Here is a 26,551-nt window from a genome sequence, read left to right as displayed (position 1 = left end):
AAGTGGGGGGCATGGCTGTGCTCAGTGCACCACCCGCCCAAAGCTGAACTGGCCTTCGGCCTCGGGGTCCACGCCCACGGGGATGAGGTCTTTGGGGCCGAAGCGGCCTTGCAGGATGAGCTTGGAGAGCGGGTTTTCAATGCGCTGCTGGATGGCGCGCTTGAGCGGCCGGGCACCGAAGACGGGGTCGAAGCCGACTTTGGCGAGTTCGTCCAGCGCGGCTTCGCTGACGTCGAGCTTCATGTCCAGCTTGGCCAGGCGCTCTTCGAGGTGGCGCAGCTGGATGCCAGCGATGGACTTGATGTGCGCCGCGCCCAGGGCGTGGAAAACCACGGTCTCGTCGATGCGGTTCAAGAACTCGGGGCGGAAGTGTTGTTTGACTTCGGCCCAAACGGCTTCGCGGATGACTTCCTCGTCCTGCCCGGCCAGGGCCATGATGTGCTGCGAGCCCAGATTGCTGGTCATGACGATGACGCAGTTTTTGAAGTCCACGGTGCGGCCCTGGCCGTCGGTGAGGCGGCCGTCGTCCAGCACCTGCAGCAGCACGTTGAACACGTCCGGGTGGGCCTTCTCCACCTCATCGAGCAACAGCACGCTGTAGGGCTTGCGGCGCACGGCCTCGGTGAGCGTGCCGCCCTCTTCATAGCCCACATAGCCCGGAGGCGCACCGATGAGGCGGCTCACCGAGTGCTTCTCCATGAACTCGCTCATGTCGATGCGCACCATGTGGTCTTCGCTGTCAAACAAGAAGCCCGCCAGCGCTTTGCACAGCTCGGTTTTGCCCACGCCCGTGGGGCCCAGGAAGAGGAAGGAGCCCAGCGGGCGGTTGGGGTCTGAGAGGCCCGCGCGGCTGCGGCGGATGGCGTCGGCCACGGCGGTGATGGCGTCGTCCTGGCCCACCACGCGCTCGTGCAGGCGCGCTTCCATGCGCAGCAGCTTGTCGCGCTCGCCCTGCAGCAGTTTGGAGACAGGAATGCCGGTGGCGCGGGCCACGACTTCGGCAATTTCCTCGGCCCCCACCTGCGTGCGCAGCAGCTGGTTACCTCGGCCGTTGTTGCTGCCACCGGCCTCCTGAGCCTGGGCGTCTTTGAGCTTTTTCTCCAGCTCGGGCAGCTTGCCGTATTGCAGCTCGGCGACTTTGTTGAAGTCGCCCTTGCGCTTCCACTCCTCGATCTGGAACTTGATGCGGTCGATGTCTTCCTTGACCTGCGCCGAGCCCTGAGCCTGGGCCTTTTCGTGGGTCCAGATGTCTTCGAGGTCGTTGTACTCGCGCTGGAGTTTGAGCAGCTCTTCCTCGATCAGGCCCAGGCGCTTTTGCGAGGCTTCATCGGTTTCTTTCTTGACGGCCTCGCGCTCGATCTTGAGCTGAATCATGCGGCGATCCAGCCTGTCCATGACCTCGGGCTTGGAGTCGATTTCGATCTTGATCTTGGCCGCGGCCTCGTCGATCAGGTCAATGGCCTTGTCCGGCAAAAAGCGGTCGGTGATGTAGCGGTGGCTGAGTTCGGCCGCGGCCACGATGGCCGGGTCGGTGATCTCCACGCCGTGGTGCACCTCGTACTTTTCCTGCAGCCCGCGCAGGATGGCAATGGTGGCCTCCACCGTGGGCTCATCCACCAGCACTTTCTGGAAGCGGCGCTCCAGCGCGGCGTCTTTCTCCACGTACTTGCGGTACTCGTCCAGCGTGGTGGCGCCAATGCAGTGCAGCTCGCCGCGCGCCAAGGCGGGCTTGAGCATATTGCCCGCGTCCATGGCGCCTTCGGCCTTGCCCGCGCCCACCATGGTGTGAAGCTCGTCGATGAACAGAATGATCCGGCCCTCGTCCTGCGCCACTTCCTTCAGCACGGACTTCAGGCGCTCTTCAAAGTCGCCCCGGTACTTGGCCCCGGCCAGCAGCCCGGCCATGTCCAGCACCAGCACGCGCTTGTGCTTGAGGGACTCGGGCACCTCGCCCGCCACAATGCGCTGCGCCAACCCTTCGACGATGGCGGTCTTGCCCACGCCGGGCTCGCCAATCAGCACCGGGTTGTTTTTGCTACGGCGCTGCAGCACCTGGATGGCGCGGCGGATTTCGTCGTCGCGCCCAATCACCGGGTCGAGCTTGCCCTGGCGCGCACGCTCGGTGAGGTCCAGCGTGTACTTCTTGAGGGCCTCGCGGTTGCCCTCGGCTTCTTGCGAGTCCACCTTTTGCCCGCCGCGCACGGCCTGCACGGCCGCCTCCAGCGCCTTGCGCGTGAGACCAAAGCCGCGCGCCACACCGGCCAGGTCGGACTTGGCGTCGCACAGCGCCAGCAAAAACATCTCGCTGGCAATGAAGTGGTCACCCTGCTTGGCGGCCTCCTTCTCGGCGCCCTGCAGCAGGCTCACCAGCTCGCGCCCGGCCTGCACCTGCTGGCCCTCGCCCTGCACCTGCGGCTGATTGTTCACCGCGGTTTCCAGCGCGGTTTTGAGCGGCCCCACCTGCACACCAGCACGCTCCAACAAGGCCCGCGGCCCCTCGGGCTGCGCCAGCATGGCCAGCAACACATGAGCGGGCTCGATATACGGGTTGGAGCGCGTCACGGCCAAGCTTTGCGCATCGGCCAGGGCTTCTTGGAAACGGGTGGTCAATTTGTCGAGTCGCATGGCATGGGTCCTTCCTAGACACCCTCTGACTTAGGGCCAAGCGCCAAGCTTTCAAGAGGAAGATGCCAATAAACATCATCAACGGGTGCGCCTGCCAGAGGGGGAGGCGACTTGGGTTCATCTACAGCGGCAACTCCCTCATATGAGTCTTACCGGGCTTGTCCAACAAACGGCTCAGGTCGCGGCTTCGCACGACCTAGCCTTATCCGTTAGGCCGCTGCGCGAAGGTGCCATCTAGCAGGCCAACTCCATTTCAGCCACCGAATGATGAAACGGGAAGATAAGCCTCACCTGTTTGGGAGGCATGGCGACGAACTCTCCGAACGACATCGAGGTATTGCATGCCACCTGTGAGGATGAGATACATGTGGGAGGCATCGAGCAGTAGCAACGTGCTCTTCTTGCCAGACGCCTCTTTCAGAGCAACCGAAGAGTAGCCGGCCATGGACAAAAATATACCCATTGTGTTATCGGCTTTGCTTTCGACTTTGCCGCGAAATACGTCAATGTCGGGCCCTCCGGCTTGATCTGCTGTGAACTTCAATTCGACGAGGTAGGTGGTTCCGTCAACTGTGACTGAGCCGTCGATTTGCCTGCCACCCGTGTTGTACGGGCGGCGATGCTCGACTTCCGCGAATGTGAGGAAGTCATAGAACCAATCTTGAAAGGCATACCCGCCCGGCGCAGTGCCCATCTGTGGCGCAAGCTCATTGAGCCGGCGCATTAGATCTGAAAGGCTCGTCTGTTCCCTCCGAACGGCATCGCGCTCTTCTCGGGCCTTAGCCTTCGCTGCTTCACGCTCTCGCTCTGACCGAACTTCCTCGGTTTGACGCGCAATAAGTGCCTTTAACTCGGCAACAGCTTTGAAAGCATCTTGGATCTTGGTGGCGGAGTCTTCCCAGTTGCGAAGATCTGGAAAAGTGGTTTGCTCTGCCAGAAATAGTGCCATTTCACCAATGACAGCTTTGCCTTTGTCCGACCGCTGCAAAGAAGCAAAAGTCCTGTCCAGGAAGTCTCGCTTGCTCTCTTCTGCTGCCCAAGTGGACAGGTGTGATTCCGCGACATGCGATTGCCGCAGAAATTTACGAAGAGATTCCTTTCGCCAAAATGATTTGAGCGCGGCCTCGTATACGAGCTGAACGAGATGCGGCGTAACTTTGATTGCCATACGGTGAATAGTAGCTCTGCTAAGTTCTCAGATGCCTAACGACGCTGGGCAATAGCCCGATTTCCGGGTGCTGCGCAGTGACGGTTGAATGGTGAGGAGGATTGATTCTTCATCGCGAAACCGGGCTGATTGATCCGGGTCGACGGCCCCATTCTGATCGAAGTCTCGAGCTTGCCAACGTGACCTGCTCCCTCCCACCCCTGCCACTGCGGCAGGTTTTGAAGGGGAAGCCAATGAAGAAATGGCCCGCATTGCGGGCCATCAGGGATTGGTTTGGCCCGACGGGCTGGGAAGCCATCGCAGTTGGAATTAACCCGCCGCCGGAATGCCGAAAACATGGAGGGAACCCAAGTCCAAGTTATGGGCGGCCAGGCTTACTGAAAGGCCGGGCCGCACACAAGACAAGGTTTTAGGCTCGCAAAATTAGCAACCACCATAATTCTTTCGACCACTCTTGGTGAGTGTGTAAGTACCGCCTCGCGGCCCCACATAACAGCCAGGAGGAAGTGAATTTGACGCCGACGGAGACGAGTTTTTGGGTTGCATTTTTTGACCAGCACTTAAATCTTCTGATTTTGATTTACCACCATGGCAGTGATAATCACCTGTTTTCTTGTTTGTATGGCAGCCTTCAGCATTAACCCCACCTCCATGTGCGAAAGCATTTATGCTAGCAGCCACCAGCAACGTGGCTAGTGAAATTTTCAATATGAGCATAGAAATATTATGTAAATTTTGCACCGGGATTTTGGACACACTTGAACATTCATTGAAAGTTGGTTATACGTCACCCACCAGCGGCCTTGATGTTAGTGATGCCAAATGGGATATGGACCGACGGAACCACCTTCGCCGCAGACTCGAGATGACCAGACTGGTCGTCGAAAAATATGTGAGGCCGCAAAACACCGAGCACCTTGCCTTTCTCGATACCACCGAGAAAGAAGCCATCATTCGCCATAACACCCCAACTCTTCAAAGTGTTTAGTGCCCGCTCATGAGAAGGAGCGTTTCGCGCGGTGACGATAGAAACTCTCAGCCGGTTCTTATATTCTGGGTCGTTTCGCTTTTTCCGCTCTTCAGCCGACTGAATCGCTGATATCTGAACAAGAAACTGTTTCAGTGGCCCGGGATTGTGAGGTTGGAGTACGTTTCGGACCTCATGCGCATGGAACTCATCAAGGTCTCTCGTTGTTTGCATAACAGTCTCCGACTCGTCATCTGCCAGTACGCCATCAAAGTCAAACGCAATTCGAAGACCTTCGTCACCGTCGTCGTCCACGACGGACGAAGTCATTACATGCCCTGCGGGGAACTGCTTTCGGATGGCAGCCTCCACGTCTGATTTGCTACCGGACAGGAAGAGCGAGATATTGAGCGCGGGGATGTACTCATAAGGTGAATTGCCTTGCATGAAGATCGCGCGCGTCATACCAAGACCATAATGCTGAATTGACTTCATAACTCTTAGCCCAGTATCAGGGTCATTTTTTGAAAGTAGAACGACCTCTACCAATGGATCGCCGACAGGATCTGCACTTAGATCATTAAATGAAAGAAGTCGCTTAATAAACGAGAAGGCAACACCTTTTGGCAGGATGTTGTTTAGATTATTTTCCTGGTACTTCCGGTATTGCTCCTCGCCCTCGCGCTTAAAAACAGCGTCCGATTCAGAGAGATCAAAAATTGCGCTGGAAGCGACACCAATAACAAGGCGTTTTTCAAGATCGTAGGGCATAGTGTGATTTTTCCAGTGAAGCCGAACAGTAAGCGTTTATCTGCCGCCGCACGGCGCCGCCAAGCAGCCCAGGGTGGCTTGCGGCAGATAAACCGCGTTGAAAAAACCCGCCACCCCGAAGGTGATTAAACCGGCTCCTGGATAAGGGGGTTTGGTCATTCTTACTTTGGGCATCGACCTCGCCAAGAACGCCAGCCGCCGATTCAGGCTCGGATCAATCTACAGCGGCAATACCCTCATCTCAGTCTCACCGGGCTTGTCCAACAAACGGCTCAGGTCGCGGCTTCGCGCGACCTAGCCTTATCCGTTAGGCCTCAGTTGACCTCCTGCTATTCAGTTGGGGGAGCTGGCTTCTTGATGGCTCTGAGTCGGGTCATGACGTTGTCCCCATATGGAGTTAGGGTCCAGTAGGTGGCTGTATCCTTAACGCTTCTACTCTTCGTGCTCTTGGTGATGAGGCCAAGGGCTCGCAATTGGATTTTGATGGTTTGAAAATCGCCGCTCATTATCTTGAAGTTTAGAAGATTCAACCCTTTCAGGTTCTTTTCGTTTTGTAGTTGTTGAGGGGCTAATGCAGCGATCAGATCATTTGTCGCCCGCGCCAAGTTCGCCTCGCTGCACTCGTCGATCATGTGTGGCGAGAGGGCTCCAAAAATGGTTTTCCATGAAATGCTAATTTTTGACTCGAACCTGGTGCCATGGTGAGTCCATTCATCACGAGAAGCGACAAAAGAAAAACCAGCCTCATAGCTATCTTCTCCTTGCGCAAGGGTTGATGTGCCTTCTGGTCCTGTGGTTTGAGATGCTTGCAGTGCTGCTTGCAACTCCTCGACTTGACGCTTTAAGTTGAGGATTTCTTCCGTTGCACTTTCATCCGGGACAAGATCGCCTCGCACCCACCCGATGCCAGGGCTGGTTTTGATCAGCTTGACTAAGCTGCGGCTAACTTGGCTTCCGAGATCTGCGGGGGTTTCCCAAAACCTGCACATCTTCTTTTGAACCAATTCCCGAAATGCCTCTAGCTTTTGCTTTCCGGCCTCTGTGGTTTCAGATCGATTGGCCGCCAATTCTCCAGGTGTTTTATGAACAAAACCCAAGATTGGCTTCCCAGACTCGAGTGCGTAGCGGTACTCCATTTCCGTATAGCTAAGTCCATCCGGCCCAATAGAGCCATAGCGTCCCGCCAAGATGACCATGTAGTAATCACAATCGTCAATGACCTTCTTGATTAGAGTCCATTGATCCTCATCCGCTGCGGGGAACATTTCCATCCCTGCGGGGATGCACTCCAACTCCAGTAAAGCCTGAATCACCTCTTGGCGTTCAGTTTGCAAATCGGAGAATGTCGAGCTGACAAAGACTTGGTATCGCTTTTCCATGGTCTGTTTTCGTAATATTGCTTATGCGCGGATGAGGCCTAACGAATGAAAGGGACTTCCCCGTCCCGGGCGAGTCACATTGCGGCAAACGGCAACTGAGTATCACGATGGGAGGTACGGTATCTCATCAACTGACTCGAAAGGGGAAATTATGGCCATTCTGACTGTGGGCATCGACCTCGCCAAGAACGCCAGCCGCCGATCCAGGCTTGGATCAATCTACAGCGGCAATACCCTCATCTCAGTCTCACCGGGCTTGTCCAACAAACGGCTCAGGTCGCGGCTTCGCACGACCTAGCCTTATCCGTTAGGCCTCGGCGTCATACCGGCCGCCTGCCTTGAGGTCCAGCGCCATGAGCTTGATGATTGCCGCGGCGACAGACTCCGGGCTTGATAAGCCTCCGTCTTGCTTTCGCTTAGTAAACCGTTCAACGTCCGGAAAATCAGCAACAGAAGTTGCTCTGATTAGTGCCTGCATCTCCGTATCGATGACCCCCGGATCGATCGAGACGCAGACGAAGGGCTGATCTTGATGCTGCTCTTCTGCGGCCAGAGCCCTGACAAAGCCCTCCATTGCGGCCTTTGCCGCACAGTACAAAGACCAACCTGCGTAGCCCTTGATTGCCGCTCCTGAGGTGACGTTGACAATCAACTTTCGACATGGTGCATCTCGGAAATGACGCATCACTTCCGAGATAACCAAGATCGCAGCTGTGAAGTTAGTATTCAGATTTGCGACGACATCCACCGGTGACTTCTGCCATATCGGGCCGATGGGCGTGAGCGTCCCAGCGTTGTTGATCAAAAGTAGCTCGTTGCATTTTTTCGGATCAATCGACTGAAGCGAAAGTTGCGTCGATTTCCTTGCTGCTTCAGGTTGTGCCAGATCGAGGTGGAATGAATAGGCGTGTGGCGCACTACGGGAGAACTCGATGACCAAAAAACCTTGATTGCTCAGCTGCGTGCATAGCGCACTCCCGAGACCTTTGGAGCCGCCAGTGACGATTGCGATTCGCATGAATGTGTTTCCGTGGCCTAACGCCGAGTTCAGCGGCGGGTTTAAAGTTGATTTTTTGTGATGAAGTGAGCGCAGCGAGCCAAAAAAAAAGCGACTTAAAACCGTCCAAGGAGCGAAGCGACTGGTGCTGCAACGACTTGTTAATCTTTTTTGCTTATTTTGATTTATTGGATTTTCCGCTTTTTTCTAGCAAAATAAGCATTTCTTTTGCCACCAATGCAGCTGATGGCAGGAACATCGTTGAGACAATCCGATCATCAATAATTACATCACGTTTATCGGCAATATTGTCCTTATTTATTATTAAAGCGCCATTTTTCCGAAGTTGATCTTCAATGAAAAATGGCAGCAGTGTGCCCTGCTTAGCCCAATCTTTCTCCCTTTCTGTAGAATTTGGAAATCCAGCAACTCGCTTTCCTTGAACCAAAAAGTTGCCATTTTTAAGTTTAACATTAGCAAAAGCCCCCGCTCCGTGGCCACAACTCCCTATAACCCCACCGCTTTCATAAATTTTCGCCATAATATCAAGGAGCTTTTGATTCGAAGCCACATCGAATAATGTCCCGTAGCCCCCACCTATAAAGACAGCAGCATAGTCCTTTGAGTTAACTTGATTCGGATTCAGTGAACTATTAGCTCGATCAAGAAATCCTTCGTATTTTATTGTGTAACTGCTAATACCAATAGGGTCCATCGAGAACGGCACTACACCTCCGACAGGAGAAGCAAAATCAACAGCGTAACCATGAGAAATGAAAATATGATACGGAGGTGCGTATTCCCACAGATTATTTCTGGCATCATGCTTTTCAAGATCACCCATATCCTCGAGATTTGAAGCAATAATTAGAATTCTTTTGGCTTCACTTGCGGCAGCTGGCAGAACAAAGCTAATTAGAATAATTCCAAGCAGTTTAATTAAATGCTTCATATTCACTCCATTGTTTTTACTTTGGCTTAACGTTGAAGCTAACCGGCCTGCGACGGCAGGACGCCGCAGGGCCAGAATGAAATGAGGCCCGAAGGTGGAATGCCGTTGCGGGTCCGGTTGAGCGAGTGGTTAGGGCGCCGACTACGCATTCGCTTTTCGATTGAGGTTGGTGACGGTGACAACAACGTGCCTTGTTTTGCGATTCACTCGCGCCGAAGCAATGACGATCGCGTCAGCTGGGCGCTCGCCAGGTACGTACAGCTCAAACACTCGATCATCGCCTTCGAATAGCGTTCCGAGTGTCAATGCTTTGGCCCACTCGCTCGGGACCGGGTCGTACAAAGACAAGGCCTTGCGCGTTTCAACACGCGCAATTTCCTGCAGTTCATCGAGTTCCTTGTTCGGCATGGCGGTCGCACTCGCAATTGGGACTTGGCGCTCTAACGTTTGAATTCACCGGCCTGCGCGGCTTTTCGCGCAGGTCCGGTGGAATGATGGGTTGGGCGGCAATCGATCATCGGTTCTGCTCCCAGTTATCTGCGGAGTTTGAGAGAACTTCGCAGTCGCAAAACCCACCGTGCTCGCGTAACCAAGCAAGAATTTCCGCCTCCGGTTGCTTGTGTTCTGCAATCCATGACTGAGTGAATCGCAATGTGTGGTCGCAGCCCGAGTTCTCAACTTGAGCATCCACAGCCTTGAACAGCGACTCCAGCAGCGCATCGGAGATTGGAAACGCGTCCTGCGCAAGCTTCCGCTGTTGCAGCTTCCAGGCCTTCTTTCGATCTCGGTCACTTGCGTCCATCAGCTTTCGCTCCTTGCCGCCCAACGTGAAAGTGAGCGGACGCCGCAGGCGGTCCGCTCCAATGGAAGGTTAAAGCGCATCAGCTCACCGACCAATCTAGGAAGAAATGAGTCACACCGGTTGGCGCCGTTAGCCACACGTCTAGCCCATCGAACCATCCGCGCGTCTCCGGTATCTCGCAATGAAGCGCCGCATCGGGGTGAAACCGTTGAATGAGTTCGAGAAAGCGCTCGACCACATAGGTCGCCTCTTGCGGTCGCGACGCAGACGTGTTCGACAGCGCGCAGACGAAGAAGCTTTTCAGCGCTTCTGAGTTCGCGCTCTCCGACTTTGTTGGCTGCGGCGCTTCTTCGCCGTATGTCGGTCCACGAAGGTACATCCCGTACTCCGGATATCTAGTGACCGAAGCGGCGCAGAGCCCTTCCAAAAAGCCAATCAAGTGGGGATGCAGCTGCGGCATTGATGCGCTTTAACGTGATATAGGGAGACAGGCACTGCGCCCTAACGTCGGCGCGTGCTGCATAACTTCGGGCGCTGGCGTGCGCTTAAGTGATTGATTCAAAACGTTTTACCTGGATTTTTTGCGCGTTCATACAGTACTAAATTTGCCTGCAAATCCGGCAGTTTGTTACATCCACCTTGGTTCCGGCCAGCGCGCAGGAGCGCCGCATGTTCCATCAATTCCAGGGGGATTGCCATCGCGTAGCTGCCCATGCACCAAGAGTTTGGGGCGCTGGTGGCGGGCGGGCTCAGTCCAGCCCAAGCTGCATCAGCCGCAAGCCCAGCGCGGCTGATGCCAGCGCGCCCAGCACGTGCAGCGCGGTATGCCCCAAGGCCAGGCCGTAGTGACCACGCTGCAGCAGCGCCAGTGATTCCGCCGAGAACGCGCTGAAGGTGGTGAAGCCGCCCAAAACGCCGGTGACCAGGAGCAGGCGCAGCAGCTCGCTGCGGCCTTCGAGCCAAGGCAAGGCCAGGCCGATCAAAAAGCCGCCCAGCACATTCACGGCCAGCGTGCCCAGCGGGAAGCCGGCCCACAGCGGGTTGAGCGCACGGCCCAGGCCCCAGCGTGCCAGCGCGCCCGCGGCGGCGCCAGCGGCCACGGCGCTGGCTTGCAGCAGCGTGGCGGCATTCATGCCTGGGGCGCGGGCTGGCCCACACGGGCGTTGTCAGATGCCAAGCCCCAGCGGCGCAGCGCGGCGTCGTCGGCCTCGCGGGCGTCCACCCAGCGCGCGCCCTCTGGGCCGTGCTCTTTCTTCCAGAATGGGGCTTGGGTTTTGAGGTAGTCCATGAGGAACTCGCAGGCTTGAAAAGCCGCATGGCGGTGGCGGCTGCTCACCAGCACCAGCACGATGTTGTCGGTGGGGCGCAGCGGCCCCACGCGGTGCACCACGCGCGCACCGAGGATGTCAAAGCGCGCATGGGCGGCGTCGATCATGGCCTCGATGGCGGCCTCGGTCATGCCGGGGTAGTGCTCCAGCTCCAGCAGCTGCACATCGTGCGGCCCGCCGCGCACGGTGCCCAGAAAGCTCGCCACCGCGCCCACGCCGCCGTCTTGGGCGTGCAGGGCCTGGGTTTCCAGCTTGAGGTCGAAGTCTTGGGTCTGGATGCGAACGCGGGCGGCAGTCATGGCGCCGGATTGTGGCACCGCCTGCCAGGCGCCCTGCACTTCGTAAAAACAGGATGAACCCACACACCTGCAACAGAGCAAACCACCCCATTTAGGGCGTCCGCCTGACCCGGGTGGCTCAGCGATACTGCCCCTGCGGTTGAGACTTGACCGCGCCACTTTTGACGAGCACACGCCATGGCACTGATGGACTTCATCAAGAAACAGTTCATAGACATCCTGCAGTGGACCGAGGACGGCAATGGCACGCTGGCCTGGCGCCACCCCATGCAGGATTTCGAAATCCAGTACGGGGCGCAACTGGTGGTGCGCGAGTCGCAGATGGCGGTGTTCGTCAACGAGGGCAAGGTGGCCGATGTGTTTGGCCCCGGCACCTACAAGCTCACCACCCAGACCCTGCCGGTGCTGACCTATTTGAAGAACTGGGACAAGCTGTTTGAGTCCCCCTTCAAGAGCGATGTGTATTTCTTCAGCACGCGCCAGCAAATCGACCAGCGCTGGGGCACGCCCCAGCCCGTGACCATCCGCGACAAGGACTTTGGCGCGGTGCGCCTGCGCGCCTTTGGCAACTACGCCTACCGCATCACCGACCCCAAGGCCTTTCACACCGAGATCTCGGGCACGCGCGAGCGCTACACGGTGGAAGACCTCGACGGCCAGCTGCGCGGCTTGATCCTGCAGCACATCAGCGACGCCGTGGCGCAAAGCGGCATTCCCTTCCTGGACCTGGCGGCCAACCAGATCGAGTTTGCCCAGCAGCTGCAAAACGCCACCAGCGCCGACTTTGCGCGCTACGGCCTCAAGCTCGAAGCCGTGACGCTGCAAAACGTCTCGCTGCCGGACGAGCTGCAAAAGGTGCTGGACCAAAAAATCGGCATGGGCATGATCGGCCAGAACATGCAGCAGTTCATGCAGTACCAAACCGCACAGGCCCTGCCCAAGCTCGCTGAGGCCGCGGGCCAAGGCGGCGGCGTGGCGGGCGACGCCATGGGCCTGGGCGCCGGTGTGGCCATGGGCCAGATGCTGGCGCAGCAGCTGCAGCAGGGGCTCAACCCCACTGCAGCGGCCGCACCCGCTGCTGCTGCCGCGCAGGCCGACGAGGTCATGGCGCTGCTGGAAAAGCTCGGTGAGCTCAAGGCCAAGGGCATCCTCACAGAAGAAGAGTTCAGCGCGAAAAAAGCCGAGCTGCTCAAAAAACTGGGCTGATCAGGCATCTTGAGCAACACCTCTGTGCAGCGCCGCTGGGAGGCGGCCTGCCCCAACTGTGGCGCGCCCGTGGCTTTTGCCTCGGCCGCCTCCACCAGCGCCACCTGCAGCTATTGCCGTGCCACATTGCTGCGCGACGGGCAGGCGCTGTCGCGCATCGGCCAAAGCGCCGAACTCTTCGAGGACTACTCGCCCCTGCAACTGGGCGTGACGGGCCGCCACCAAGGCCAGGCCTTCACCCTGGTGGGGCGTGTGCAGCTGCGCCAGAGCGAGGCCAGCTGGAACGAATGGCACGCGCTGTTTGACAGCGGCAAAAGCGCCTGGCTGGCCGAGGACAACGGCCGCTTTGTGCTGAGCTTTGACAGCCCCGGCAGCAGCGCACTGCCCGACCCACGGCGCCTGAGCCTGGACCAAAGCTGCACGCTCCTGGGCACGCCGTGGCAGGTCAGCGCCGTGGTGCAAGCCACCGTGGTGGCCAGCCAGGGCGAGCTGCCCGCCCCCGCGCCCACCCAAGCCTTCACCCTGGTGGAGCTGCGCAATGCGCAGGGCGAAGTGGCCAGCCTCAGCGCCGCCAGCCCTGCCCCCAGCCTGAGCGTGGGCCGCGAGGTGGCGCTGGCCAGCCTGGCCCTGCAAGGCCTGCGTGAGAGCAGCCAGGCGCAGCTGGGCTCGCAGTCCCTGAGCTGCCCCAGCTGCGGCGCGAGCCTGGAGCCCAAGCTCGCCACCAGCCTGAGCATCAGCTGTGGGCAGTGCCACGCCGTGGTGCAGCTCGCGCGCGACGCCAGCGGCATGGCCAGCGCGCTGCGCACCCATCAGCAAGAAGCCTGTGCCCAGCCGCTGCGCATGGCGCTGGGCACGACCGGGCAGCTGGCCGTGCACGGCGGCACGCCCCTGCCCTGGCAGATCGTCGGCTATATGGAGCGCTGCAACCTGCCCGAGGACGAGGACGACGAGCAAAGCTTCTGGGGCGAGTACCTGCTCTACCACCGCGAGCAGGGTTTTGCCTTTTTGGTGGATGCCGAAGACGGCTGGAGCCTGGTGCGCCCCATCACCGGTTCGCCCGCCAAGGGCGACCCGGCCAACCTCGAGTACGAGAACAAGCGCTTCAGCAAGCGCTGGACCTACACCGCCATGACCACCTATGTGGTGGGCGAGTTCTATTGGCGTGTGCAGCGCGACGAGCGCGTGCTGGTGAGCGACTACCTCTACAGCGCGGCCTCACGCACCGAGCTGCTCACGCGCGAGCTCAGCGGGAAAGAGGTGGTATGGAGCCACGGTCGGCGCCTCAGCAGCGCCGAAGTGCGCACCGCCTTTGATTTGCAAGACCTGCCCCAGCGCCTCATGCCCAGCGATGTGGGCAGCACGCAAAACCCCTACAGCACGGCCGAATGGATCAAGGGCTTGCTGTGGTTTGGCTTACTGGCCGTCATGATCGTGCTGCTCTTCAAGGGCTGCAGCAGCGACGACTGCGAAGACACCCGCCGCACCTTTGGGGCCGACAGTGCCGAGGCCCTCCAGTGCGAGCGCAACGGCGGCCAAAGCAGCGCCTACCGCGGCGGCAGCTACGGCGGCTGGGGCAGCGGCGGCGGTGGGCACAAGTAAGGCCGGGCTCAAGGTTTTCATGGGCGTATGGGAATGAGCTCGGCGTCGGCCATGCCCACCAAGAGGGCGCGGCCATCGGGCAGCACGCGGAACTCCCCAAAGCGTGCGGCTTCAAAAGCCTGGGCCTGGCCTTCGGCAAAAAACCAGGCATCAGTGACCAGCACCCAGCGCCCATCTTTGGGCGTGAGTTCAAGCCAGATTTCGCCCTCGGCCAAGCCCGTGGCGCCCTGCGGCAGGCGCAGCTCGGTGACCACGCCCTGCGCATTCAAGCGCGCCGCCAGGCGCAGGCGCTGGCCCCATGGCTGCAGCAGGCGCTGCTGTGCCAACTCGCTGGGCAGGGCGAAGTTCAGCTGCATGTAGTCGCCCTGCATGAGCGAGCGCGGGTCCACCGGGGCCAGGTGTACATAGACCGGCTGGCCATGGCGTATCAGGGACTGCTTCTGCCAGATGGCCGCGTTGACCACCACCAGCACCAGCAGCAGACCGCCCCCCAGCAGCCAGCGCGCAGGCTGGGCCCCCGTCGCGGGCGGGGTGGCTGCCACCCCTGCCCTGCGGCTGGCCCACCAGGCCCGCAGGGCCAGCAGCGCACCCAACACCACCAGGAGCTGGGCTTTGTGCGCCAGAGGCCATTCCAGCTGGTAGTAGAAGCTGCCCACCATCCAGGCGCAGGCCACGCCCGCGGCCACCGCCTGGCGCCAGCTGTGGCTGAGTGCGGCCAAGCACAGCACCAGCAGGGCCGCCCCCAAAGTGGGCAGCACCCCGGCCAACACCAGCAGCGCCAGTGCGGGGCCTAGCAAGCTGGCACTGCGCGCAGCCGTCCAGCTCCACGCCAGCAGGCCCAAGCCCAAAAGGGCCGCGCCCACCGACAAGGCTGGAGCCAAGCACCCCGGAGCCCGGCCGTCGGCGCATGCGTGCAGCACGGCAGGCACACCGCCGTCGCCCACCGCATCGCCGAGCAAAAAACTCGGGCCGGCCCAGACGCACAGCTGCAACAGCAGCACCATGGCCCAGCCCGCAGCGAAATGGCTCAACACTGCGGCCCAGCGCAGCGCCGGCCAAGCCGGTCCCCAGCCCTGCAAGCAGCCCCAGGCCAGCAGCCACAAGAGCAGCAATGGCGTGGGGTGAGGCGTCAACACCGCCAGCAATGCAGCCGCTGCCGCGCCCAACAGCGTTTGCAGCCAGGCGCGCGGCAAGTACAGCGCCAAGAGCAGGCACATGAGGGCCAGCACCGCCAGCGCGAGGTCTCTATCCCCATGGTGGGCCAAGCCAAACCCCAGCAAAGCCATGCCCACCCCGAGCAGGGACAAAGCCAGCTGTTCCCAAAACATGGGCATGGTCGGCTGGCGCAGCACCCCTAGGGCTGCGACCAGCGCCAGGCCACCCAAGGCGTAGGAAATCGGGGGGTCTCGGCTGACATCCCCCAGGGCTACAAAGACCATGAGCAGGAGCAGCAGCGTCACGACCCAGGCGCCCACGGCCATCAGCAGCAGCAGCGGCCAGGGTCGCTGCTGCTGCGCACGGGGGGCGTCGGCCAGCGTCGCCTCGGGGGGCAGCAGCCCTTCAGCCACGGCGGTGTTGAACCAGGCAGGCGCGGGCTTCATGGGTGTTGCGCCTGGGGGCGCCCATGCTGAAGAATCAAACGCACCGAAGCGGCCATCAGCCCCAGGCTGAGCAGCGCCATCACGCCCAGCCCCAACAGCCGCTCCAGGGTGCCGCTGGCGCCGCTCAAGACCCAACGCCCCAAGCCGACCACCAACAGAATGTTGAGCCCACCGGCCACGGTGCTGAGCACAAACACATCCGCCAGCGCGCGGCGCAGCAGCGGCCCCGCGGCGGCCGTGGCCAACACCAGCACGCCCAGGCCGTACTGGGGCCCCACAGGTGTTTGAAACAGTGCGCCCAGCGCTATGGAGACCACGCTGAGCATGCTCAACAAGGCCACCAGGCGCAGCGACCACAGGCCCGCCCCCGCATGGCGCCGCAGCGGCAGGGCCAGAGCCGCACCCAGCGCCAACATGGCGCCAAAGCCCAGCAGGTGCACCGAGACATCGCCCACATGGTGACCCCAGCGCGGGGCCGCGTGGGTGTAGGTCCACAAGGCAATGGCCAACATGGCCACCAGCGCCCAGGGCGTCCACAGCAAATCCGAGCGCAAGCCCAGCACCAGCGGCAGGCCCAGCAGCGCCCACAGCGCAAACAGCTGCCAGGCGTCAGCCCCCGTCTGATAGGTCTGGCCGAAGTAGGCCAGCAAGGCGCCAAGGGCCACAAAGGCCAGCAGCGTCAGCGGTGGGCGCGCCGCGGGCCGCGCAATGGCCCCCAGGCACAGCGCCACGATGAGGCCTTGCAGCAAAGCAAAGCGCGGCAGGCGCCCCAGCTCAGCCCAGTTGGCCGCCACCCACATCACCAGGCCCAGCCCGCCCAGGGCCGCGCCCAGCAGCGCAGCCAAGCGCCCCAGCCAAGGCCCGAACTGTGACGGCGCCTCATGCACCCCCGCCAGCTGCTGCAGCCGCGCCAGGGCCGCGGCATCGAGCCCGTGGCGCTGCGCCAGCGTCAAAATTTGCAGTCTTGTGTTCATGCAAGCCATCTTAGAAGTGCCTGTGCCGCCCAGGCGTCCTGAGGATGGGCTCCAATACCCTCATGCAATCCAACCCCACACCCGAGCTGCAGCGCCTGGAAGCGCGCATCACCGAGCTGGAGATCAAAGCCAGCTTTGCCGAAGACTTGGTGGACCACCTCAACCAAACCGTGGTGCGCCAGCAGCAGCAAATTGAGTTTCTGGCCGCGCAGCTGCGCGAGCTCAAGCAGCAAAGCGCCAGCGACGGTGGGCCCGCCACGCGCAGCCTGCGCGACGAACTGCCACCACACTACTGACCCCAGGGGCCCCTGACTGAGGGGGGCAATGTCGCGCCCCCGGGTGACGGTTGCCGCACGGCCAGGGGTTGGCGCTGTAGCCTGGGCTGGCACCGCATGCACGCTGCGGCGCCTATCGAGGAGCACGCCATGAGCCCCCAATCACGCCACCGCCGCGCCCGACGGCGTCTCCAAGCCTGGTGCTTGGCCGCACTGGCCAGCCTGAGCGTCGCGGCTGCGGCTGCCAACGACGGCCCCGGCTGGGCCCAGCCCAACGACTGGCCGCAATACCACCGCAGCCACAACGCCTGGCGCTTCAGCCCGCTGCAGCAAATCAACAAAAGCAATGTGCAGCGCCTGCGCGTGGCATGGGTGCACCAGCCCGGCTCCATCACGCATGGGCTGCAGGCCACGCCCATCGTGGTGGACGGCGTGATGTACACCGTGGGCCCGGACAACAACGTCTTCGCGCTGGATGCCGCCAGCGGCGCGGTGCTGTGGCGCTACACGCCCAAGCTCGACCCCATCGTGCGCGAGGTGTTCTATGGCTCGGCCAGCCGCGGCGTCACCGTGGGGCGCGGCAAAGTGTTTTTGGGCACGCTGGACGGGCGCATCGTGGCCCTGGACCAAAAAACCGGCAAGCCGCTGTGGGACACCCAGCTGACCGAAAAAGTGAAAGACCGCGGCGCGCTGTTTTCCTCGCCCCCGCAGCTGGCGGGGGACATTTTGTTTGGCGGCACCACCGGCGGCGACCAGCCCATCATCGGCAAGATTTTTGCCGTGCGTGCCGACACCGGCGAGCGCGCCTGGACTTTTGAAATCCCCAGGGACGACCCCAAGAGCTGGCCGGGCAAGAGCCGCGAGAGCGGCGGCGGCTCGGCCTGGCTGCCCGGCACCTACGACCCGGCCACCGACACCATCTACATCGGCACCAGCAATGCCGCGCCAGACTTTGACCGCAGCGAGCGCCGCGGCGACAACCTCTACACCGCCACGCTGCTGGCGCTGGAGCCCAAGACCGGCAAAGTCAAATGGCACCGCCAGGAAGTGCCCAACGACAGCTGGGACTTTGACGCCGCCTACGAGGCCCTGGTGGTGCCCGATGGCCGGGGCCGCAACGTCATCGTGCACCTCAACAAAAACGGCTTTGTCTACGTCATGGACAAAGACAAAGGCAGCTTGCTCAACGCCTGGCAGTACGCCGAAAACCTCAACTGGGCGCGCGGCGTCGACCTCAAAACAGGCCTGCCCATCGACCCCGTCTACCCCGAGGAAGGCCAACAAAAACTGCACTGCCCCAACCTGCTGGGCGCGCGCAGCTGGAACCACGGCGCCTACAACCCGAAAACGGGCTACTGGTACAGCCACGGCATGGAGGTGTGCAACACCGTGACCAGCGCCAAACAAGGGCCCACGCCCTTGGCCGGTCTCTCGCTGGGCCTGAGCGAAATCACCCTGCTGGACCCTCCGGGCAAAAAGGCCGATGGCTGGTTTGGCGCCATGGACCCCATCACTGGGCGCTCCATCTGGCGCGTGCGCTACGAGCTGCCCGCACTGGCCTCGGTGCTGACCACCGCAGGCGGCCTGGTCTTCACCGGCGATATGGAAGGCCGGCTCTACGCCTACGACGCCGACAACGGCCGCGAGCTGTGGAAGTTCAACGCCGGTTCAGGCTCGCGCGGCGGGCCCATCAGCTACGCCGTGGGGGGCAAGCAATACATCGCCATCCCCACCGGCCTGGGCTCGCACGCCGTGGGCTTTCTCAGCGGCGTGTTCCCGAAAATTCGCGAGCTGCCCGGCGGCGCAGCCCTCATCGTCTTCAGCCTGGACTCAGCGCCATGAAGCGCCGCGCCACGGCCCTGAACCTGGGCGTGGGCCTGGGCCTGCTGCTGCTGGCCACAGGCCTGAGCGCGCAGGGCCAGGAAGCCGCGCCGCCCAAGCCCCCCTTCCCGCTGCAAGACCCGCAGCGCATCAACGCCGGCAAGCTGCGCTTTGGCGCCACCTGTGCCGCCTACTGCCACGGCAGCGAAGGCCGCGGCGGCAAGGCACCGGCCTTTCGCGGGCGCAATGACTTTGCACCCGCCGAAGCCTTCAGCGTCATCAGCCAAGGCCGCCGCGGCGCCGACATCATGCCGCCCTGGGGCAACGCCTTCAGCCCCGACGAAATCTGGGAGCTGGTGGCCTACTTGCAGCACCTCTCCACGCTGCCGCCTTGAGGTCTGGGGGGCGCGCGGCTCTGTGCCATCGCCCACGCACTGGGCCTGTGCCGCGCCACCAAATACAGCCACATGAGGCGCCACGGCATCGTGGCCGCGCACAGGCCAAGGGTCTAATCGACGGGAAGTGCTTGCCGCTTTGGGTGCTCAGCACGCATCCGCCTCAACACCCCCTGACAACGCTCCCATGCCCTGGATTTCTTTTCCAACGCTGGCCATCAGCCTCACACTGGCCCTGTGCACAATCCTGCCCCCCGCCCACGCCGAGCCTGCGCTGACCGTGCAAGAGCGCCAGGAAGGCCTTGAGCTCATCTGGCGCCAGGCCTTGAAGAGCTTCCCCTTTCGGGAGCGACTGCCTGCCTTCAAGCAAAAGCTGGAGGCCGCAAAGGCCGACGTGCTGGCAACAGAAGACACCGCGCGCTACTACGCCCGTCTGCAGCAGCTGACGGCCACCCTGAACGACGGACACACCTTTGTGCTGGCGCCGCGCGGTGCGGCCTACCAACGCGCCAAGCCCAGCGTCGGCATTGAGCGGGTGGGCGGCGTGCCCGTGATCACCTGGGTGCGCAGTGATTTGATCGCAGCCACACCCTTGGGCAGCCGCGTACTGAGCATCGACGGCCGGTCGGTGCAATCCGTGGTCGCCGAAAAGCTGGCCCAGGTATCTGCCTCCACGGAGCATCATAGGCTGGACATCGCCACCTCCATGGCTTTTGAAGGCCAAAGCGGCAGCTGGGTCAGCATCGAATACCAAACCCCCAGCGGCGAGACGCGCACAGCCCGCTATCAACGCGCAGAGGCTTGGCCCGATGGCACCTCGCTGCGCCTACTCGAGCCTTGGGTCAGCGTGCGCACCGACTTTCGCGTCTACGACGAGGGGCGCGTGGCCTATTTCGCCGCCCGCGACTTCAATGACATGACGGTCTACCAAGCCTTCGCCAAACACCTCCAAGCGCTGCAAGGCGCGCAAGCGCTCATCGTCGATATCAGGCAAAACTCTGGCGGCAACTCCGCCGTGGGCTATGCAATGCTTTCGCACTTACTCACCCGTCCGGTACTGGAGGGACGGTCACGCGCCGTCCCGCCCGAAAGTGCGGCCCCTGAAAGCACCGCACCCGACCCCATCCACACCCGCCTGTCTGAACTGCCACGCATGACGATTGAGCCCAAGGCCGAGCACATTCCTGGGCGCCTGCTGGTGCTGACCGACCACGCCACCATCTCAGCCGCCGAAGACTTTCTCAGCCTGGCGTTGCTGATCGGCGCTGTTCAAGTGGGCCAACCGACGGCAGGCAGCACCGGCGAAATGGTCCGCACCGCACTGCCCGGCGGCGGCAGACTGCTGCTGGTGTCCAAATGGGACCAAGCAGCCACCGGCGAAGAATTCGTTGGTTCGGGCTTCACGCCCCACATCCCCGCCGCCCCCACACCCCAATCCCTGGTCTCGGGTGAAGACCCCATCCTCAACGCCGCCCTGCGCACGGCCCGTGAATGGCGGACACAGCCTCAGCACCGCGCCGACCCAGCCCCAGCCGCCCATCGATGAGCGACTTGGCCTGGCAGCTCGGCGGCGCGCTTGAGCAGGCCGTGCAGGTCGGTGTTGATGCGGGCTTGCAGGCGGGCGGTGCAGGGGGAAGGCATGGTGGGATCTCCTGGGACCCCAAATTGCACGGCTGACTGCCATGGGGTTGCAAGAACGTCGGTAGACGGCCTAGCACAGGCCGGTCGGTCTGCCCCCTCCCCCCAAGAGAGGGGCAGCACCACAGGCACACTCCCCCCGATCCCAGCGACCCGCTCCCGACAGGGCACAGAGATACTCCTGCCCCTTCAGGCGTGCGCCATCAAGCAGTCCAAACACAGGCGCCGCAACACGGGAGGTGATGGTGGTTGGGTTGAAATGGATAGCGGCTTTGAGTGCCTTGATCCTGGGCACTTTGATTGCGCCCGAGCTTGGCGCAGCCCTGGCCCTGGGGCTGGGCAGCTGGTGGGTGCGAGGCGTGGTGATGCGGCGCCAGGCGGCGGCGCAAGACAGTGGCACAACGGCCGGTTTGAGCAACGATGTGATCTGGCTGCGCCAGCAGTTGGTGCAACTCACACAGCGTGTAACGACCCTTGAGAGCCGCTTGCCGCCCTCAGCGGCAGCAGCCAAGACTGAGGGGACGGCGGTCGCTGCCAAGCCAGCGCCGCAGCCCTCGACCGCTGAGAGCCCCATCGCACAAGCCCTGGTGGTAGCGCCACAGCAGGCGATACCGCCAACCACGGCGACGGCGACGGCGACGGCGACGGCGACGGCGACCCCGACCCCGACTCCAACGCCGACGCCGACGCCCCGCCCTGTCGTTGCGCCCCTGGCCAGCACGGCAGTGCCAGTACAGGCACCTGCACCGATGAAAGAAGTGCCGCCTCCATTCGTGCCGGTGCGTCTTCCCCCCGTACCTGCACCGGCCCCCGCGCCCAGCTTGATGGAGCGCCTGCCCGAGCCGGTGCGCGAGTTCATCGTGGGTGGCAACACCTTGGTCAAAGTGGGTGTGCTGCTGCTGTTTTTGGGGCTGGCCTTTTTGCTGCGCTACACGGCCGAGCGCGTCAGCGTGCCTGTGCCGCTGCGCTACGCCAGTGTGGCCCTCGTCGGCGCGGCGCTGCTGGCCCTGGGCTGGTGGCTGCGTGAACGGCGTCAGTCCTACGCGCTGGTCCTGCAAGGCGCTGGCATCGGGGTCTTCTACCTCACCACGCTGGCGGCCATGAAGCTGCACACGCTCATCGAGCCCGGCATGGGTTTGGCATTCCTGGTGGGTGTGACGCTGCTCAGCGGCGTGCTGGCGGTGCTGCAAAACGCCCAGGCTTTAGCCCTGGTGGCGGCGCTGGAGGGTTTTGCTGCGCCCGTGCTGGTGTCCAGCGGTTCCACCAGCCCCGTGGGCCTGTTCAGCTACCTCACGCTGCTGAACCTGGGTGTTGCTGGCATGGCCTGGTTCAAGGCCTGGCGGCCGCTGCACCTGATCGCCCTGACGGGCACCTTGGCGCTGGCCGGAGGTTGGGGGCGTGCCCGCTATACGCCGGAGCACTACCTGGTCACCCAGTCCTTCCTGATTTTGTTTGGCATGCTGTTCTCGGGCATGGGCCTGATGTTTGCTCGCCGCTCTTTGCTGGACGGCGGCGTGGACGCCACCGCCTCGCTCGTGCAGCGCGCGGGCCAGGCTTTGGTGCGTGTGGGTCGGGTCGATTCCGCTTTGGTGTTTGGCGCGCCGCTGTCGGCCTTTGCGCTGCAATACCTGCTGGTGCGTGAAATGCCCCTGGGCCCGGCCCTGGCTGCCGTGGGCTTTGGCCTCTTTCACCTGCTGTTGGCCCGCCTGGCCCTGGCGCAGCGCCAGGCTGGGCTGATGCTGTTGGCCGAAGCCTATGTGATCGTGGCCGTGTTGTTTGGCACCTTGTCCATTCCCCTGGGTCTGGAAGGTCGCTGGACGGGTGCGGCCTGGGCCGCGGAAGCGGCGGGCATGTTCTGGCTGGGTCTGCGTCAGCAACGCCCATATGCGCGCTTGTTTGCGCTGATTGTGCTGGGCGGCGCCAGCTGGAAGCTGCTGGGGGAGATCACGCTGGACATGCAGCCTGGTGCGCCCTGGCTGCAGGGCTCTTACTTGGGGCCGCTGCTGCTGGCGGGCAGCTGTGCCGCAGTGCTGTGGATGGCTGCACGCCACAACCAGGCGCCACAAACCACCAGCGCCCAGCCCCAGAGCCTGCAAATCCTGCTCGAAGCCCAGGGCCTGGCGCTGCTGCCTTGGGTGGTGGTGGGAGCACTCAACCTGCTGCCCTGGCTGGCCTTGCCGCCCATCTGGGCTGCATCGGGGTCGGCAGCCTTGGCCTTGGGCCTGTATGCCGCCGCGCAGCGTTGGTCTTATGCGCCGCTGCGCCCGGCCCTGCTGGCCTTGCAAGGTGTGGCCGTGCTGGGTTTGTTGGCAGCGGTGCAGCCCTCTGCCGATGGCAGCGCGGTGTTGGCCGAGGGCTGGCAAGCCCTGAGCAGCGGCGTCTTCATCGCCCTGAGTCTGATTGGCACCGCTTGGCTGGCCGCGCGGCCCACCTGGCTGGAAGCCAAGACCCAGGGCCTGCCACCGCAGTGGCAGCTCTCGCAGCTGCTGGGCCTGGTGTGTGGGGCAGCCCTGTTGCACCTGACCGTCTTGTTCGTGGCCCCATGGCCCACGGTGGCCTGGGTCTGGCCGCTGATGGCCCTGGCCACGCTGTGGGCAGGTGCGCACGGTGTGTTGAGCCCGCTGGTGGTGCTCAGCGCCACGGTGCAGGTCTGTGCGGGCCTGGTGGGCTTGTACTTGAGCCTTGACGGCCAGCCGGACTGGCGCGTCGGGCCTGCCTTCCAGTCGACGCAGTTTCTCGCCACCTTGGTGCAGGCGGTGGTGGCCTTCTCCAGCCTGAGCTTGCTGCACGACATGGGCCGCCGACGCCAACGCGAGCTGGCCGATGGCAGCAGCCATATGCTGCAGCCCCTGGCTTGGTGCGACATGCCCGTGCTGCGCTGGGTCGGGCTGTGCGGTGCCCTGCTGTGGTGGGGCTATGCCTGGCTGCCGGAAGTCAATACGGCCTTGATGCAAACCGAGCACCATCGGGGCTGGATATTCAGTGCCTGGATCGCCTCATTGCTGCTGAGCGCTGTTTTGATGCAATGGGTCGCCCGGCGCCGCCAATGGCCAGAAATGGGGGCCAGCACGCTGGCGGTGTTGCCTGGCTTGGCCTTGCTCGCCGCTCTCAGTTGCACCCTCTACATCCCGTCCTTTGAGGCCCTCCGCTGGTTGCCCTCAGCCAACCTGGGCTGGTTGGTTTGGCCTCTGGCTTTGGGCTGGCACCTCGTCAACCTCAAAACCCGCCCCGACAGCTGGCCCGGGCAGCGCTGGGTCAGCACTTGGCACACCCTGGGGTTGTGGCTGTTCACGGCCCTGGCCGCGACCGAAGTCAGCAGCCGACTCAGCCTCTGGAGCATGCCGGACCCCCTTGGGCCCGTGAGCGACACGGTGTGGCCGGTGCTGGGCAGCGTGGCAGTGGTGGCGCTGGTGCTGTGGGGCCTGAGCCACCCGGCCTTGCAAGCCCGCTGGCCGCTGTCGGCCCAGCGCCGCGCCTATGTGCATGTGGGCGCACTGCCGCTGGCACTGTGGAGCCTGGCATGGCTGTGGCTGTCCAATGCATCGAGTTCAGGCGATGCCGCTCCGCTGCCCTACCTGCCGCTGCTCAACCCGCTGGAGTTGGCCCATGGCCTGGTGCTGATGGCCTTGCTGCTGTGGCAGCGCGGCCTGCCGCAGAGCAGCCGCCTGCGCCTGCAAGGGCTGGTGGCCAGCGTGCTGTGGGGCAGCACCGCGCTGGCCCTGTTGACGGGCGCGGTGCTGCGCGCCTGCCACCACCTGGCAGGCATTGACTGGCGCCTGAGCGAGCTCATGGCCTCCACCCTGGCGCAGGCCGCGCTGTCCCTGACCTGGACGCTGTGCGGCGTGTTGGTCATGGTGCTGGGCAACAAACGCGGGTCCCGCCCGGCCTGGGTGGCCGGTGCAGTGCTGCTGGCGGTGGTGGTGCTCAAGCTCTTCTTTGTGGAGCTGGCCGACCACGGCAGCCTCTACCGCATCATTTCCTTCATGGGCGTGGGCGTGCTGCTCCTCTTGGTGGGCTACTTCGCCCCTGTGCCCAGCAAACAAAGCGCCGCTCAAACTCCATGAACATCGCCTCCTGCCGGGCCTGGGCGCCCGCACTTGTCGCCCTGGCCAGCGCGGCAGCACTGGCCGGTCCCGGTAGCACGCCGCTGCAGTTGAGCGGCACCGGGCCCTATTACCGCGTCACCCTGCCAGCGGCGCTCTACCCCTTGGCCAAGGACATGGCGTTGTCAGACCTGCGCCTGCACAGCGCCCAAGGCGCACCCCTGCCCTGGGCCTGGGCAGACGCCACCGACGCCCCTGCCCCCGCCATACGCCGCCACAACGCACCGCTGTTCCCGCTCACGGCTGCGCCACGCTCCGGCGCCAGCACCGACGCCACCATGCAGCTCAACGTGCGCCCCGACGGCAGTCTGGCCTGGCGTCAAGCCCAAGCCAGCGCCCCGGCCCGCAGCGACTGGATCATCGACACCCATGCGGCCAAAGGCAATCTGCTGAGCCTGGTGCTGACGCTGGCGCCACAAGATCAAGGCCTGTACAGCTTCAGCCTGGAAGCCAGCGAGGACCTGCGCCAATGGCAGCTGGTCTTGCCCCAGGCCGATGTGGTTCAGCTCACCCATCAGGGCCAGCAATTGCAGCAAAACGAAGTGGACCTCGGCGGCCTGCGCGCACGCTATCTGCGCCTGCGCTGGCTGGGCGATGGCCCTGCCCCCAGCTTGCGCAAGGCCGACATCCAGGCCTACGAAACCCTGCTGCCCAGCCCACCCCCGCTGCAATGGCAGACCCTGGGCCCCGCGCGCTGCGAAGCCGCCGCCTGCACCTGGACCCTGCCCGCCCACCTGCCGCTGGACGCCGTGCGCCTGAGCCTGAGCGACCCCAACACCGTGGCCACCGTCACCCTCCTGGGCGAAACCGAGCAAGCACCAAGCGCAGCGGCCCAACCACACCGCCACCGCCTCTTCAGCCGCCACCGTGAGCCCACCCCCACTGCGGCCGCCTCCAGCCACAGCGTGCTGCGGCAGGTGCTGCTGAGCAGCACCCTCTACCGGCTCAGCCTGCCCGGCCAACCCGAGCGCCTCAACCCCGACCTGCCCGTCGATGGCAACAGCTACCAGCGCCTGCGCCTGGAGGCCCGCCACAGCATCCAGGAATGGGGCAGCAGCCCACCCCAACTCAGCGTCGGCAGCCGTGGCCGCGAAATCATCGTGCTCGCCCGCAACCCCGACCAAGCCATGCTGAGCTGGGGCCAACCCCAAGCCCAGGGCAGCGCCCTGCCCCTGACGGAGCTCATGCCCCTGGGCACCGCCCAAGCCACCGGCCAAGGCAGCCTGACCCTGCCCAGCACCACGCCACCCGCGCCCGCCGCAGCGCCCAGCGCCGCAGCCCCGCCCTCGGCCACAAGCAACCACACCCCCTGGCTGTGGGCCGCGCTGATCGGCGGACTGCTGCTACTGGGCGCCATGGCGGCCAGCCTACTGAAAAAGGTTCAGCCCCAGAGCTAAGCCCCAAATAGCCCCGATCAACCTGACCAGACTCCATGGCTCTACGCTGGTCGCTTCAGCGCCATCGTGGCGCCGCACCGGGTTTGATTGGACGGTCTCATCGGCGGGCCGTGTTGGGCCTGTAGTCCGCTCCCGCAACGAGGGGCAGCGCCGCCTTGAGGCAGCCGCAGCACCCCCCAACCTCAAGTGCCACGCCGCCCCCAGTTCGGCTTGGGTTTGCAAGCACAATCTCGGCACTGCATGGCCTCATGTGC

General features: G+C 62.9%; 23 protein-coding genes. 9 read left to right on the top strand and 14 right to left on the bottom strand.

The genetic code is table 11. From position 1 onward, the window contains the following. Positions 1-21: 21 nt before the first annotated feature. The 12 genes from clpB to ACG0Z6_RS03770 form a co-directional block, all read right to left on the bottom strand. On the bottom strand, positions 22-2,625 hold the full coding sequence (clpB, locus tag ACG0Z6_RS03825) for an ATP-dependent chaperone ClpB (protein ID WP_394458736.1): 2,604 nt from the start codon (positions 2,623-2,625) through the stop codon (positions 22-24). Between the two features lie 253 nt (positions 2,626-2,878). Continuing rightward, positions 2,879-3,793, bottom strand: a complete 915-nt coding sequence (locus tag ACG0Z6_RS03820; RefSeq protein WP_394458735.1) for a hypothetical protein — start codon at positions 3,791-3,793, stop codon at positions 2,879-2,881. Between the two features lie 423 nt (positions 3,794-4,216). Beyond that, complete coding sequence (locus tag ACG0Z6_RS03815; protein ID WP_394458734.1) at positions 4,217-4,549, bottom strand: YHYH domain-containing protein; 333 nt, start codon at positions 4,547-4,549, stop codon at positions 4,217-4,219. A gap of 31 nt (positions 4,550-4,580) precedes the next feature. Further along, positions 4,581-5,531, bottom strand: coding sequence for a 5'-nucleotidase (locus tag ACG0Z6_RS03810; protein WP_394458733.1), 951 nt, complete (start codon positions 5,529-5,531; stop codon positions 4,581-4,583). Positions 5,532-5,860: 329 nt separating this feature from the next. Beyond that, positions 5,861-6,910: a DUF4062 domain-containing protein gene (locus tag ACG0Z6_RS03805; RefSeq protein WP_394458732.1), complete on the bottom strand. Its 1,050-nt coding sequence runs from the start codon at positions 6,908-6,910 to the stop codon at positions 5,861-5,863. Positions 6,911-7,217: 307 nt separating this feature from the next. Continuing rightward, positions 7,218-7,928 (bottom strand): SDR family NAD(P)-dependent oxidoreductase, encoded by a 711-nt coding sequence (locus ACG0Z6_RS03800; RefSeq protein WP_394458731.1) that lies wholly within the window; start codon positions 7,926-7,928, stop codon positions 7,218-7,220. Positions 7,929-8,082: 154 nt separating this feature from the next. Next, on the bottom strand, positions 8,083-8,859 hold the full coding sequence (locus ACG0Z6_RS03795; protein WP_394458730.1) for a type 1 glutamine amidotransferase domain-containing protein: 777 nt from the start codon (positions 8,857-8,859) through the stop codon (positions 8,083-8,085). A 141-nt stretch (positions 8,860-9,000) separates the two neighbouring features. After that, positions 9,001-9,267: a hypothetical protein gene (locus ACG0Z6_RS03790; RefSeq protein WP_394458729.1), complete on the bottom strand. Its 267-nt coding sequence runs from the start codon at positions 9,265-9,267 to the stop codon at positions 9,001-9,003. Between the two features lie 106 nt (positions 9,268-9,373). Further along, positions 9,374-9,661, bottom strand: coding sequence for a DUF2695 domain-containing protein (locus ACG0Z6_RS03785; RefSeq protein WP_394457956.1), 288 nt, complete (start codon positions 9,659-9,661; stop codon positions 9,374-9,376). Between the two features lie 79 nt (positions 9,662-9,740). After that, complete coding sequence (locus tag ACG0Z6_RS03780; RefSeq protein ID WP_394458728.1) at positions 9,741-10,121, bottom strand: hypothetical protein; 381 nt, start codon at positions 10,119-10,121, stop codon at positions 9,741-9,743. A 289-nt stretch (positions 10,122-10,410) separates the two neighbouring features. Further along, positions 10,411-10,794 (bottom strand): fluoride efflux transporter CrcB, encoded by a 384-nt coding sequence (crcB, locus tag ACG0Z6_RS03775; RefSeq protein WP_394458727.1) that lies wholly within the window; start codon positions 10,792-10,794, stop codon positions 10,411-10,413. Beyond that, positions 10,791-11,288 carry a molybdenum cofactor biosynthesis protein MoaE gene (locus tag ACG0Z6_RS03770; protein ID WP_394458726.1) on the bottom strand — a complete coding sequence of 166 codons (498 nt, stop codon included), beginning with the start codon at positions 11,286-11,288 and terminating at the stop codon, positions 10,791-10,793. Before ACG0Z6_RS03770 ends, crcB begins: the two co-directional genes overlap by 4 nt. A gap of 177 nt (positions 11,289-11,465) precedes the next feature. Here ACG0Z6_RS03770 and ACG0Z6_RS03765 point away from each other — a divergent pair, with 177 nt between their 5' ends. Next, positions 11,466-12,494, top strand: a complete 1,029-nt coding sequence (locus ACG0Z6_RS03765; protein ID WP_394458725.1) for an SPFH domain-containing protein — start codon at positions 11,466-11,468, stop codon at positions 12,492-12,494. 9 nt (positions 12,495-12,503) lie between these two features. Then, a complete protein-coding gene (locus ACG0Z6_RS03760) occupies positions 12,504-14,093 on the top strand; it encodes a DUF4178 domain-containing protein (protein WP_394458724.1) in 1,590 nt (529 codons plus the stop codon). Between the two features lie 17 nt (positions 14,094-14,110). Here ACG0Z6_RS03760 and ACG0Z6_RS03755 read toward each other — a convergent pair whose 3' ends face one another. Next, on the bottom strand, positions 14,111-15,694 hold the full coding sequence (locus tag ACG0Z6_RS03755; protein ID WP_394458723.1) for a GDYXXLXY domain-containing protein: 1,584 nt from the start codon (positions 15,692-15,694) through the stop codon (positions 14,111-14,113). Further along, positions 15,691-16,668 (bottom strand): DUF2157 domain-containing protein, encoded by a 978-nt coding sequence (locus tag ACG0Z6_RS03750; RefSeq protein WP_394458722.1) that lies wholly within the window; start codon positions 16,666-16,668, stop codon positions 15,691-15,693. The genes ACG0Z6_RS03755 and ACG0Z6_RS03750 overlap by 4 nt, the downstream gene beginning before the upstream one ends. Before the next feature lie 44 nt (positions 16,669-16,712). On the opposite strand from ACG0Z6_RS03750, the gene ACG0Z6_RS03745 reads away from it, so the two are divergent. The 7 genes from ACG0Z6_RS03745 to ACG0Z6_RS03715 all read left to right on the top strand — a co-directional run bounded on the left by ACG0Z6_RS03745 (position 16,713) and on the right by ACG0Z6_RS03715 (position 26,297). Further along, positions 16,713-16,964 (top strand): SlyX family protein, encoded by a 252-nt coding sequence (locus ACG0Z6_RS03745; protein ID WP_394458721.1) that lies wholly within the window; start codon positions 16,713-16,715, stop codon positions 16,962-16,964. A 129-nt stretch (positions 16,965-17,093) separates the two neighbouring features. Further along, on the top strand, positions 17,094-18,785 hold the full coding sequence (locus ACG0Z6_RS03740; protein ID WP_394458720.1) for a pyrroloquinoline quinone-dependent dehydrogenase: 1,692 nt from the start codon (positions 17,094-17,096) through the stop codon (positions 18,783-18,785). After that, complete coding sequence (locus ACG0Z6_RS03735) at positions 18,782-19,159, top strand: c-type cytochrome (protein ID WP_394458719.1); 378 nt, start codon at positions 18,782-18,784, stop codon at positions 19,157-19,159. The genes ACG0Z6_RS03740 and ACG0Z6_RS03735 overlap by 4 nt, the downstream gene beginning before the upstream one ends. Positions 19,160-19,346: 187 nt before the next feature. Then, positions 19,347-20,705 carry a S41 family peptidase gene (locus tag ACG0Z6_RS03730; protein WP_394458718.1) on the top strand — a complete coding sequence of 453 codons (1,359 nt, stop codon included), beginning with the start codon at positions 19,347-19,349 and terminating at the stop codon, positions 20,703-20,705. Further along, entirely contained in the window at positions 20,702-20,836 is a 135-nt protein-coding gene (locus ACG0Z6_RS03725) for a hypothetical protein (RefSeq protein ID WP_394458717.1), read from the top strand. The genes ACG0Z6_RS03730 and ACG0Z6_RS03725 overlap by 4 nt, the downstream gene beginning before the upstream one ends. Before the next feature lie 233 nt (positions 20,837-21,069). Next, entirely contained in the window at positions 21,070-24,861 is a 3,792-nt protein-coding gene (locus ACG0Z6_RS03720; RefSeq protein ID WP_394458716.1) for a DUF2339 domain-containing protein, read from the top strand. Next, entirely contained in the window at positions 24,858-26,297 is a 1,440-nt protein-coding gene (locus ACG0Z6_RS03715) for a DUF3999 family protein (RefSeq protein WP_394458715.1), read from the top strand. Before ACG0Z6_RS03720 ends, ACG0Z6_RS03715 begins: the two co-directional genes overlap by 4 nt. Positions 26,298-26,551 lie beyond the last annotated feature (254 nt).

Origin of the sequence: Roseateles rivi, assembly GCF_043555845.1 — a bacterium.
GTDB lineage: Bacteria > Pseudomonadota > Gammaproteobacteria > Burkholderiales > Burkholderiaceae_C > Roseateles > Roseateles rivi.
This window is presented reverse-complemented; position numbering and strand designations above follow the sequence as displayed.